Annotated in this window: 8 protein-coding genes and 2 pseudogenes; 4 read left to right on the forward strand and 6 right to left on the reverse strand. The window is 67.8% G+C overall.

The window, feature by feature from the left end:
* Positions 1-359, reverse strand: a pseudogene (locus tag D477_RS17285) (3-oxoacyl-ACP reductase); the annotation flags it as partial.
* 2 nt (positions 360-361) lie between these two features.
* Positions 362-1,690, reverse strand: a complete 1,329-nt coding sequence (locus D477_RS17290) for an acetyl-CoA C-acetyltransferase (RefSeq protein WP_005272647.1) — start codon at positions 1,688-1,690, stop codon at positions 362-364.
* 79 nt (positions 1,691-1,769) lie between these two features.
* On the opposite strand from D477_RS17290, the gene D477_RS17295 reads away from it, so the two are divergent.
* Together D477_RS17295 and D477_RS17300 are read left to right on the forward strand one after the other, a co-directional pair.
* Positions 1,770-2,474 carry a TetR/AcrR family transcriptional regulator gene (locus tag D477_RS17295; RefSeq protein WP_005272650.1) on the forward strand — a complete coding sequence of 235 codons (705 nt, stop codon included), beginning with the start codon at positions 1,770-1,772 and terminating at the stop codon, positions 2,472-2,474.
* Between the two features lie 22 nt (positions 2,475-2,496).
* Positions 2,497-4,602, forward strand: coding sequence for an acyl-CoA dehydrogenase family protein (locus D477_RS17300; protein WP_005272651.1), 2,106 nt, complete (start codon positions 2,497-2,499; stop codon positions 4,600-4,602).
* 21 nt (positions 4,603-4,623) lie between these two features.
* On the opposite strand, the pseudogene glgA reads toward D477_RS17300, so the two are convergent.
* Positions 4,624-5,827: pseudogene (gene glgA, locus D477_RS17305) on the reverse strand (glycogen synthase).
* A gap of 100 nt (positions 5,828-5,927) precedes the next feature.
* Between glgA and glgC the strand changes: the two are divergent.
* Positions 5,928-7,172: a glucose-1-phosphate adenylyltransferase gene (gene glgC, locus D477_RS17310; protein WP_005272655.1), complete on the forward strand. Its 1,245-nt coding sequence runs from the start codon at positions 5,928-5,930 to the stop codon at positions 7,170-7,172.
* Positions 7,173-7,243: 71 nt separating this feature from the next.
* Here glgC and D477_RS17315 read toward each other — a convergent pair whose 3' ends face one another.
* Genes D477_RS17315 through D477_RS17325 form a run of 3 tightly spaced genes read right to left on the reverse strand, consistent with a single transcriptional unit; the run spans position 7,244 to position 10,603 of the window.
* The gene (locus tag D477_RS17315; protein WP_005272657.1) at positions 7,244-8,095 is read right to left on the reverse strand and encodes a transglutaminase family protein; all 852 of its coding nucleotides are present in this window, start codon (positions 8,093-8,095) and stop codon (positions 7,244-7,246) included.
* Positions 8,092-9,018 carry an alpha-E domain-containing protein gene (locus tag D477_RS17320; protein WP_005272658.1) on the reverse strand — a complete coding sequence of 309 codons (927 nt, stop codon included), beginning with the start codon at positions 9,016-9,018 and terminating at the stop codon, positions 8,092-8,094. Before D477_RS17320 ends, D477_RS17315 begins: the two co-directional genes overlap by 4 nt.
* Positions 9,019-9,055: 37 nt before the next feature.
* Entirely contained in the window at positions 9,056-10,603 is a 1,548-nt protein-coding gene (locus D477_RS17325; RefSeq protein ID WP_005272660.1) for a circularly permuted type 2 ATP-grasp protein, read from the reverse strand.
* Positions 10,604-10,690: 87 nt separating this feature from the next.
* Between D477_RS17325 and D477_RS17330 the strand changes: the two genes are divergently transcribed.
* Positions 10,691-11,468 (forward strand): YeiH family protein (locus tag D477_RS17330; protein ID WP_081608613.1); only part of this gene is annotated, 778 nt, incomplete at its 3' end.

Consider the following 11,468-nt stretch of genomic DNA (forward strand, 5'->3'; position numbering starts at 1 on the left):
GCCGCGGGCCGGGAAACGGCGACCACGCGGCCGCCGGGTGCCAGGTCCCTCAGGGCCCCTCCGACGGTGAGCATGGGTTCCGAGAGCTCCAGCGGCTCCGACAGCGCGGTGAGGTCCAGCACGATGCCGCCGAGCTGTTCCTTGGGTGTGGCGTGGCGCCTGACATCCTGGCCCCAGTCCAGCAGCTGCTTGGCCAGGTCGTCCGTGCCGGTGCCGTTGCCGACTACCAGCACGGGCCCGGGAACCAGCGGCTGCCCCCGGCGGTAGCGGCGCAGGACTGCCGGCCTCGGCAGCTGCAGCTTCTTGGCAATGTTGCGGCCGGCAGGACTATTGACCAGCTTCACGTAAGCGTCCGACATGTTCAGCAGGCCTCCAGGATGGCCACGACGCCCAGGCCGCCGGCGGCGCAGACGGAGATCAGCCCGCGGCCGCGCTGTCCCGTCGACTGCGCCTGCTCGTGCAGCATCTTGGCCAGGCTGGCCACGATGCGTCCGCCGGTTGCGGCGAACGGATGGCCGGCTGCGAGGGACGAGCCGTTCACGTTGAGCTTGCTGCGGTCGATCTTGCCCAGCGCTCCGTCCAGGCCCAGCTTGTTGCGGCAGAATTCGTCGCTCTCCCAGGCGGCAAGGTGGGACAGTACAGTGCCCGCGAACGCCTCGTGGATCTCGAAGAAGTCAAAGTCCTCGAACGTCAGCTGGTGCCGGGCCAGCAGCCGCGGGACGGCGTAGGCAGGGGCCATCAGCAGTCCCTCCTTGCCATGGACGAAGTCGACGGCGGCAGCTTCGGAGTCGACGATGCTCGCCAGCATGGGCAGGTCCCGGCTGCGGGCGTACTCCTCGGAGCCGATCAGGACAGTGGAGGCGCCGTCCGTCAGCGGCGTGGAGTTGCCGGCGGTCATAGTGGCCTTGTCGCCCAGGTTCCGGCCGAAGACCGGCTGCAGCGTGCCAAGCTTCTCGAGCGAGGTGTCGGGCCGGAGGTTTCCGTCCTTGGTCAGGCCGCGGTAGGGCGTGAGCAGATCGTCGAAGAAGCCGCGTTCATAGGCGGAGGCGAGGTTGCGGTGGCTGGACAGGGCCAGTTCGTCCTGCTCGGCCCGGCTGATGTTCCACGCGGCCGTGGTCAGCGCCTGGTGCTCGCCCATGGACAGCCCGGTGCGAGGTTCGCCGGTTCCCGGTGCAACGGGCGCGAGGTCCTTCGGCCGCAGTTTGGCGGCAGCAGCTGCTTTCTGCTTCAGGGTCTTGGCGCGGTTGAGTTCCAGCAGTACCGCGCGCAGGCCCTCGCTGACGGCGATCGGCGCGTCGGAGGCGGTGTCGACGCCGCCGGCGATGGCGGACTCGATCTGGCCGAGTTTGATCTTGTTGGCCAAGCCCATGACCGTTTCCAGACCTGTCGCGCAGGCCTGCTGCAGATCGTAGGCCGGGGTGGTTGGAGCCAGCGCGGAACCGAGCACCGCTTCCCGGGTCAGGTTGAAGTCCCGCGAATGCTTCAACACTGCGCCGGCAGCGACCTCGCCGATCTGCTCATCCTGCAGGCCGAAGCGCGCTACCAGCCCATCGAGGGCCGCGGTCAGCATGTCCTGGTTGCTGGCCTGGGCATAGGCCCCGTTGGCGCGGGCGAACGGAATGCGGTTTCCGCCGATGACGACTGCTTTCCGGATGCCGGCGGCAGCGGGGGTGGCGGGTGTTGAAGCCATCGATGTGTCTCCTTAGTTCAAGGCAGGAAGGGGCGCAGGCCAGTTACCAGTACCCAGCGTACCTGATACGCTGGGTATCGTGAATACCGCAGGTCCTGATTCCACCGAAGCTGCCGGCGACGGCCGCGCTGTCCGCTGGAGTGCGCACCGCACCAACCGCCGCAAAGAGCTGCTGAGGGCCGCCCGCCACGCCGTCCACCGGCTCGGCCCGGATGCTTCGATGGAAGACATTGCCGCTGCCGCCGGAACCTCCAAGCCGGTTTTCTACCGTTACTTCGGGGACAAAGCCGGACTGCAGCGCGCCGTCGGCGAAGCGGTCGCCGGACGCATGCAAGCCAAGCTGCAGGAGGCCGCCGAAACAGCGACGACGGCGCACGCCGGCTTGCGCGCGATGGTGGAGGTCTACCTGCAGATGGCCGAGTCTTCCCCCAACGTCTACGCGTTCGTGACCCGGACCGCCGGCGCCGGCAATCCGGCCGGAGCCCAGGGGGATGCGGCCGTGCCGGGCCACTTCTTCGCTGCGGTTACGGCGATGATCGAGGCCCCGCTGCGCCACCACCTGGCCACTCACAGCAGTGCCGGCAGCGCCCAGCTGAAGGCGGCGTCCTTTTGGCCGCCGGCGGCCATCGGCATGGTTCGGGCCGCCGGCGAACTGTGGCTGGGAACTCCGTCCGGAGACGGTAAGCCCAGCAGGGAGGAAATGGCCGAACAGCTGACCGGATGGCTCTGGGCCGGGATTTCCGGTTCGGCGGCCGCCGGCTCCACCCCACCAACCAACCGTTAACGATCCTTCCGGAGGACCAAAGATGACCCAAGTAACCGGACCCGCCGCCGTCGACGTCGAAAAGCCCGAGGACGGCATCACTCCCCCGTCGCGGTTCGATACCGCTGCTGTGGGCGAACTGCTGCTGGGCAGATGGGCCGCGATCCGGCGCGAGTCGCGCCGGCTCGCCGGCCTGCCTGAGTTGGCCGGCATCGGCGGCTTGACCATGGAAGAACACCGCGAGCGGGTCTCGGCCCAGTTGAAGTACCTCGTGGACTCCGGCTCCGTGCACCGCGCCTTCCCGGCTGAGCTTGGCGGCGAAGACAACCATGGCGGAAACATCGCGGGCTTCGAGGAACTGGTCGTCGCGGATCCCTCGCTGCAGATCAAGGCCGGTGTCCAATGGGGCCTCTTCGGCGCGGCCGTGCTGCACCTCGGGACCCGCGAGCACCACGAAAAGTGGCTGCCGTCCATCATGAACCTTGAGGTGCCCGGCGCCTTCGCCATGACCGAAACGGGCCACGGCTCCGATGTGGCCAGCATCGGTACCACTGCCGTCTATGACCCGGCTGCCGAGGAATTCGTGATCAACACCCCGCACCGGGGGGCCTGGAAGGATTACCTGGGCAACGCCGCCAAGGACGGACTCGCCGCCGTCGTTTTCGCCAAGCTGGTAACGCTCGGCGTGGACCATGGCGTGCACGCCTTTTATGTCCCGATCCGGGACGCCCAGCGCAATTTCCTGCCCGGGGTGGGAGGCGAAGATGACGGCCTGAAGGGCGGGCTGAACGGCATCGACAACGGCCGTTTGCACTTCGACAGTGTGCGGATTCCCCGAACCAACCTGCTCGACCGCTACGGGCAGGTGCATCCGGACGGGCGCTACACCTCCCCCATCGCCAGCCCCGGCCGGCGCTTCTTCACGATGCTGGGCACGCTGGTCCAGGGTCGGGTTTCGCTCGATGGCGCCGCGGTGGCAGCCAGCAAGGTGGCCCTGGCGATTGCCGTCAAGTATGCGGCGGAGCGCCGGCAGTTCAACGCCGCCTCGGAGCTTGAGGAAGAAGTCCTGCTGGACTACCAGCGCCACCAGCGGCGTCTGCTGACCCGGCTCGCCACCACATACGCGGCATCCTTCGCGCACGAGGAGCTGCTGGAGAAATTCGACGCCGTCTTCTCCGGCGCGCAGGACACGGATGCGGACCGCCAGGACCTCGAGACGCTGGCGGCCGCTCTGAAGCCGCTGAGCACCTGGCATGCGCTCGACACGCTGCAGGAGTGCCGCGAGGCCTGCGGCGGCGCCGGCTTCCTGGCAGAGAACCGCTTCACGGCGCTGCGCGCAGACCTGGACATCTACGCCACCTTCGAAGGCGACAACAACGTGCTGCTGCAGCTGGTCGCCAAGCGGCTGCTGGCCGACTACGCCAAAGAGTTCCGCAATGCGGATTTCGGTGCGCTGGCCCGCTGGGTCGCCGCCCAGGCAGCGGACGCCACCCTGCACCGCACGGGCCTGCGGCAAGTCGCGCAGGCCGTGGCCGACAGCGGCTCGGGCCGGAAGTCGGCCAGCTATCTGAAGGACGAAAACACGCAGCGGCAGTTGCTGACGGAGCGGGTCTCCACGATGGTCCGCGAAGTGGCGGCCGACCTCAAGCGGGCCAGCAAGCTGCCCCAGGCTGAAGCGGCAGCGCTGTTCAACTCGCGCCAGCACGAGCTGATCGAAGCGGCGCGGGCGCACGCCGAACTCCTGCAGTGGGAGGCCTTTACCCGCGCCTTGCCGGGCATTGACGACGGCGACTCCCGCCAGATCCTGACCTGGGTCCGGGACCTGTTCGGGCTGGGCCTGGTCGAGAAGAACCTCGCCTGGTATCTGATGAACGGCCGTTTGTCGGCCCAGCGGGCCAAAACGCTCGGCGACTACATCCACCGGCTGCTCCAGCGGCTGCGCCCCTTCGCGCTGGACCTGGTCGAGGCGTTCGGATACGGTCCTGAGCACCTCCGCGCGGCCATCGCCACCGGGGCCGAACAGCAGCGCCAGGACGAGGCAGCCGACTACGCCCGCCGGCTGCGCGCCAGCGGCAGCGCCCCGCTGCCGGAGAAGGTTGCCAGGCAGCGGGACAAGGCAGCGGCCAGGCTGAAGCAGGACCTGGCGTAGCAGTACCGGGGCGGGGCGGCCTCAGGCCCGCGGCAGGACGCTGCGGTACACCTCGAGCGTGCTGTCGGCGATCGATGTCCAGGAGAAATGCTCTTCGGCCCGGCGGCGGCCCGCCTCGCCCTGCTCCTTGGCGCGGGCCGGGTCGCTGACGGTCGCGGTCAGCGCTGCGGCGAAGTCGCGGACGAAGCCTTCGGGGTCCAGCGGAGTGCCGGTGCCGTCCTGCACCTGCTCCAGCGGAACCAGGGTTCCGGTGACGCCGTCCTCGACGACCTCGGGGATGCCGCCGGTAGCGCTGGCCACGACTGCCGCGCCGCAGGCCATGGCTTCGAGGTTGACGATGCCCAGCGGCTCGTAGACCGAGGGGCACGCAAAGGCCCGTGGCATGGCTGAGCACCTGGATCAGCTCGTGCCGCGGGAGCATCCGCTCAATAAGGACCACACCGTCGCGTCGGGTTTTCAGGCCATCGATGAGCGCGTTCGTTTCGGCAGCCAGTTCGGGAGTGTCTGCGGCGCCCAGGCAGAGCACCAGCTGGACCTCCGGCGGCAGCTGGTCAGCGGCGCGCAGCAGGTAGGGCACGCCCTTCTGCCGGGTGTTGCGGCCCACGAAGACCACGGACGGGCGGTGTGGATCGATGCCCAAGGCGCGCACGGCGTCGTCGTTCTCGTCCCGCTGCCACATGTCGACGTCGATGCCGTTGTGCACGACCTTGACCTTCTCGGGATCGACTTGGGGATAGCAGCGGAGGATATCGGCACGCATGCCGTGCGAGACGGCGATAATGGCGGCGGCTGCTTCATAGGCTGTGCGCTCGACCCAGGAGGACAAGGCGTAGCCGCCGCCCAGCTGTTCTGCCTTCCACGGCCGCAGCGGTTCAAGGGAATGCGCACTGAGCACATGCGGAATGCCGTGCAGCAGGGCGGCCAGATGCCCCGCCATGTTGGCGTACCAGGTGTGCGAATGCACCAGGTCCGCGCCCTGGATACCGGACAGGATTTCCAGATCGACGCCGAGCGTCTGGACCGCCGGGTTCGCCGCCCCCAAGCCGCCGGGGACCTGGTAGCTGCGGACCGTGGCGCCGTGGAAGTCTGCCGGACGTTCCTTGCCAAAAGCATGGACGTTCAGGTCCACCATGCCGGCCAGCACGCGGCTGAGCTCAGCCACATGCACTCCTGCCCCGCCGTAGATCTCCGGGGGAAATTCCTTCGTCACAATGTCGATGCGCACGCAACCTAACGTAGTGCACCCCACCTGAGTCCTCTAGTCTGAACAGCGGGGGGACTTCACAGTTAGTTCATAGACGGGAAACCACCGGACGGGGGAAAGAATGCCACAGAAGAAAGTTCTCGCCGTAGTCTTGGCAGGCGGCGAGGGCAAGCGGCTGATGCCGCTGACGGCGGACCGGGCGAAGCCTGCAGTGCCTTTCGCAGGGAGCTATCGGTTGATCGACTTCGCGCTGTCGAATCTGGTCAACTCCGAGTATCGCCGGATTGTGGTGCTCACCCAATACAAGTCCCACAGCCTGGACCGGCATGTCTCCGAAACCTGGCGGATGGCCACGCAGCTGGGCAATTATGTGGCGTCGGTGCCTGCCCAGCAGCGCCGCGGCAAGAGCTGGTTCCTTGGCAGTGCCAATGCGATCTACCAATCGTTGAACCTGATCCATGACGAAAAGCCGGACATCGTCGTCGTTATTGGCGCAGACCATGTCTACCGCATGGATTTTTCCCAAATGGTGGACGCGCACATTGCATCCGGTGCAGCGGCGTCGGTGGCCGCCGTGCGCCAGCCGCTGAAGCTGGCCGACCAGTTCGGCGTGATCGAAACCGACCCGCAGGATCCCTCGCGCATCAAGGCGTTTGTCGAAAAGCCCGACAGCACGGCCGGGCTCCCCGATGATCCGGACAGCTTCCTGGCATCGATGGGCAACTATGTGTTCAACACGGACGCTCTGATCGCGGCGCTCGAAGCGGATGCCGAACGGCTCGATACCCACCACGACATGGGCGGCGACATCGTGCCGTACTTCGTCAGCCGGGGCGAGGCAGCAGTCTACGATTTCACCGCGAACGACGTGCCAGGCTCGACCAAGGCGGACAAGCAGTACTGGCGGGATGTAGGAACCCTGGACTCCTACTACGACGCCCACATGGACCTGATCCGCCCCATGCCGCTGTTCAACCTCTACAACCTGGAGTGGCCGATCTACACCCGCCAGTCTGTCTCGCCGCCGGCCAAGCTGGTGCGCGGCATTAGCGGCCAGGCCGGCACAGCGCATGATTCGATCCTGTCGCAGGGCGTTGTTGTCTCCGGTGGCCGCGTCGATGGTTCAGTGCTGGCGACAGACGTCTTCGTCTGCGAAGGGGCCGAGGTCTGCGACAGTGTTTTGATGGACAAGGTCTTCATCGGCGAAGGCGCCCAAGTGAAGCGGGCCATCCTGGACAAGAACGTCCGGGTGCCGGCTGGAGCGACCATCGGCGTCGACCCGGACCTGGACCGGGCCCGCGGCTTCAAGGTGACGGAATCGGGCCTCACAGTGCTAAGCAAGGGCCAGGAAGTCCTGCTGCCCTAACCGCATCTCCACAAACCTGTGGCCCTGTAGGCGTGCCTACAGGGCCACAGGCTTGTCCGCTCAGGAACCGATCAGGCGAGCCTGGTGACGCGGACCTCGACCTTGAGCTGGGATTTGCCGCCGCCGGAGAGGACGCCCTTGAGCGGTGAGACATCCCGGTAGTCCCGGCCCTTGGCCACCGAGACGTGGAAATCGGTGATCGGGCCGGTGTTGGTGGGATCCCAGCCTCGCCATTCCCCGTCCCACCATTGCAGCCAGGCATGGGATTCGCCGGCGACCGTTTCGCCCAGGGCCGCCTCCGGCCGGGGATGCAGGTAGCCGGACACGTACCGGGCGGGGATGCCGAGGCTGCGCAGGGCCCCGATGCCCAGATGGGCCAGGTCCTGGCAGACGCCCTTGCGGTGGACCCACACTTCCTCTGCGTTCGACTGCACTCCGGTCACGCCGGGGACATACTGCAATTCGGACTTGAGCCAGCCCATGATGGCGTGGGCGGCCTCATTCGGCGCCAGGCCACCGGCCATGTCCTGCACGAGCCGGCGCACTTCATCGCCCGGTTCGCTAAGCCTGGTCTGGGGCAGCCAGTCGGAGAAATCGTTGACGACGGCGGCGGAGCGCAGGACGTCCCAGCCTGCCAGGTCCTCTGCCGCCGGCACTTTCTCCGCCCGGTGCACTTCGACCGTGCTGGCCGAAGCAACCTCGAGATGGTCGTGCGGCACCTGCATGTCGAACACCGTGACGCGGGTACCCCAGTAGTCGCGGTAGTGGCTGACGAACGCCTGTGAAGGATTCACCGTCAGGGCCGATTCGAGGACCACCTGGTAGGGGTCGGTCAGCGGGGTCATGCGCGCCTCGTTGTAGGAGAGCATGACGTTGCTGTCGTAGGTGTAGCCGGTTCGGTGCTCGATGCGCAGCCGGGTCATGAAACCTCTCCTACCCAGGACAAGTCGATCGGTTGGGCAAAGTAGGACCGCGTGACGGCGTCGGAGGCCTGGGCGCACGATTTCTGCACCCGGTCCATATGCTCGGGCAGTTCCGACAGCAGGTCGCCGGGCTGGTGGAATTCCAGGAAGCTGCGGGCCTGCCCGACGATCCGCCGGGCATCATTGATGAAGCCGATGCGCCGGTGGGAGGGGTCCAGCCGCTCCAGGGCCTTCTCGGCGTCGCTGAGGGCGTAGACGATGGAACGCGGGAACAGCCTGTCCAGCAGCAGGAACTCCGCGGCTTGCTCCTCGCCGGCAGCCCCTCGGCGGGTGCGCAGGAAGGCTTCGTAGGCCCCGGCGCAGCGGAGCATGTTGACCCAGGACAACCCGGCCGAGAGTGCGCCATGGGTCGAGAGCATGCGGGCGGTCATGTCCGCGCGCTCCAGGGACCGGCCCAGCGCCAGGAACTGCCAGCTTTCGTCGTGGCTCATGGTGGTGTCGGCAAAGCCCTTGATCATGGCCGTGCGCTCCAGCACCCAGTGGCAGAACCGGTAGGTGCCTACCACGTCCTTGCGGTGCTGGTTCAGCCCGTACCAAGTGGTGTTCAGGCCCTCCCAGAGGCTGGAGGAAACGGTCTCCCGGGCCCGCCGGGCATTCTCGCGTGCAGCGCCGAGGGCCCCGGCGATGGACGTCGCGCTGCTCCGGTCGAAGGCGAGCTTGTTCAGCAGGTCACCCAGCCCGAAGTCCGGCGAATCCGGCACGGCGCCCATGACGCCGAGCAGCTGCCGGGAGACCAGGATTTGCTCCGCGGTGGGCAGCTGGTTCAGCCGCTCGAGATTGACGTCGAGGATGCGGGCGGTTCCGTCGGCCCGTTCCACATAGCGGCCGATCCAGAAGAGGGACTCGGCAATTCGGCTCAGCATCGGTCCGGACCTCCTTCACACATCATCGCGCATTCTTTCACTGTTCCGGCTCCTGCAGCTGCTCCGGATCTACCGGCCACACGGCAGCCTGCGGAGCCGCCACCGCCGCGGGGACAGGCTGTGCCGCGGGCAGCTGGGCAGGATCTTCGGCCAGCACCCAGGTGTCCTTGGAGCCGCCGCCCTGGCTGGAGTTGACGATCAGCGATCCCTCCTTGAGCGCCACCCGGGTTAGCCCGCCAGGCAGCACCCAGACGTCGTCGCCGTCGTTAATGGCAAAGGGACGCAGATCCACATGCCGCGGACTGAACTGCCCGCGGGACATGGTCGGTACGGTGGAGAGCTGAAGCACCGGCTGGGCGATCCATCCCCGCGGGTCCTGCAGGATCCTCGCGCGCAGCTCCTCCAACTCGGTCTTCGACGCCGCCGGGCCTATGACCAGGCCCTTGCCGCCGGAGCCCGCCACCGGCTTCACAACGAGCTCATCGAGGCGGTCCATCACTTCCTCGCGGGCCTGCCGGTCCTCCAGCCGGTAGGTGTCGACGTTGGGCACAATCGGTTCCTCGCCGAGATAGTAGCGGATCAGGTCCGGCACGTAGCTGTAGACCAGTTTGTCGTCGGCCACGCCGTTGCCGATGGCATTGGCGATCGTGACGTTGCCGGCCCGCGCGGCGTTGACGATTCCCGGGCAGCCGAGCACCGAATCCGAGCGGAACTGCTGCGGATCCAGGAAATCGTCGTCGATCCTTTTATAGATCACATCCACGCGCTGCTCGCCCGCCGTCGTGCGCATGTAGACGCGGTTGGCGCGGCAGATGAGGTCCCTGCCTTCGACCAGTTCCACGCCCATTAGGCCGGCCAGCAGCGTGTGCTCGAAGTAGGCGCTGTTGTACACCCCGGGGGTCAGTACGACGACGGTCGGGTCCTCTGCGCCGGAAGGTGCGGTCTTGCGCAGGGCCGTCAGCAGCCGCCTCGGATACTCTTCGACCGGTCGGACCGCCTGCTGGCCGAAGGCCTCGGGCAGGCCCTTGGCCATGGCGCGGCGGTTCTCGAGCACGTAGCTGACGCCGCTGGGAACCCGGACATTGTCCTCCAGCACCCGGAAGGTGCCGGCCTCGTCCCGGACCAGGTCAATGCCGGAAATGTGGATCCGCACGCCGCCGGCGGGGTCGAAGCCGGAGACTTCCCGATGGAAATGGTCGCTGGAGGTTATCAGGCTGCGCGGCACCACGCCGTCGGACACGGCGGACATCCGGTCATAGACGTCGTCGAGGAAGGCCTCCAAGGCCCGCACGCGCTGGGCGACTCCGCGTTCGAGGACCTGCCAGTCCGCGCCGGAGATGATCCGCGGCACCAGGTCCAGCGGGAACGGCCGCTCCTCCCCCGCGAAGTCGAAGGTGACGCCGCGGTCGAGGAAGGTCCGGGCCATGGAATCCGCGCGCGCGGTCACATCGGCCAGGGTCAGCTCGCCGAGGGCGGCGGCCACTTGGGCATACTCGCCCCGCGGCACCTGTCCGGGGCCGAACATCTCGTCAAAGGCAGGGCTACGCGTCGCGTCGCGGGCATAGTCCGCAAAGAGGTCAGACATAGCCTACAGCGTTTCACGTTCCGCGGCGCTGCGGCTGGTTTTGCTCCGGTTGGCGTGTTGCAGGTGTCGTACGGCACAGTTGCTTCTGTGCCTGAGCCAAGTCCCGAGCCCACAGCCGCTGCCAGCCGGCCGGTGCACGGCGTGGCCAGGCTGCGGCAGCTCGCCCCGGGTGTGCTGCTGGCGGCGGCGGGTGCGGCGTTGGCTTATGCCGCCCACGGGCTGTGGCCGGCGGTTCCGGCCCTGAGCTTCGCGGTGGTGTTGGGCGTGCTCGTGGCCAACGTCCCTGGTCTGCGGGGCGTGGCCGCTGGCCCGGTCCGGCCGGGCCTGGGTTTCTCCGCGCGGACGCTCCTGCGTGCGGGCATCGTGCTGCTGGGCCTGGAACTGTCGCTGGGCTCGCTCGCCCGGCTGGGTGCCTGGGGGCTGCTGCTGACCGCCGGCGTCGTCGCGGCCGCCTTCGCCGGGACCTATTTGCTGGGCCGGGCCTTCCGCCTCGAGGGCGACCAGCCGCTGCTGCTGGCCGCCGGTTTTTCCATCTGCGGGGTTTCCGCGATCGGCGCCGTGGCGGCAGCCCGCGGGAGCAAGCCGCAGGATGTCGCCGCTCCCGTCGCGTTGGTAACCTTGTGCGGCTCGCTCGCCATCGCTGTGCTGCCGGCGGTCATGGCCGCAGCACAGCTGCCCCCCGACGTCTTCGGGGTCTGGGCCGGCAGCTCTGTCCACGACGTGGGACAAGTGGTGGCCACGGCGCAAAGTGCGGGGACCGCGGCGCTGGCGGCCGCCGTCGTCGTTAAATTGGCGCGCGTGCTGATGCTCGCTCCCATCGCTGCCGGCGTGGCCTGGCAGCGGCGCAGCACCTCGGCGACGGGCG

This window comes from Arthrobacter crystallopoietes BAB-32 (assembly GCF_000328305.2).
GTDB classification, from domain to species: domain Bacteria; phylum Actinomycetota; class Actinomycetes; order Actinomycetales; family Micrococcaceae; genus Crystallibacter; species Crystallibacter crystallopoietes_A.

Excerpts from the sequence above, each read along its gene's own strand:
- D477_RS17325 (WP_005272660.1), bottom strand. The coding sequence starts at position 10,603 with ATGTCTGACCTCTTTGCGGACTATGCCCGCGACGCGACGCGTAGCCCT.
- D477_RS17320 (WP_005272658.1), bottom strand. The coding sequence starts at position 9,018 with ATGCTGAGCCGAATTGCCGAGTCCCTCTTCTGGATCGGCCGCTATGTG.
- D477_RS17290 (WP_005272647.1), bottom strand. The coding sequence starts at position 1,690 with ATGGCTTCAACACCCGCCACCCCCGCTGCCGCCGGCATCCGGAAAGCA.
- D477_RS17300 (WP_005272651.1), top strand. The coding sequence starts at position 2,497 with ATGACCCAAGTAACCGGACCCGCCGCCGTCGACGTCGAAAAGCCCGAG.
- D477_RS17315 (WP_005272657.1), bottom strand. The coding sequence starts at position 8,095 with ATGACCCGGCTGCGCATCGAGCACCGAACCGGCTACACCTACGACAGC.
- glgC (WP_005272655.1), top strand. The coding sequence starts at position 5,928 with ATGCCACAGAAGAAAGTTCTCGCCGTAGTCTTGGCAGGCGGCGAGGGC.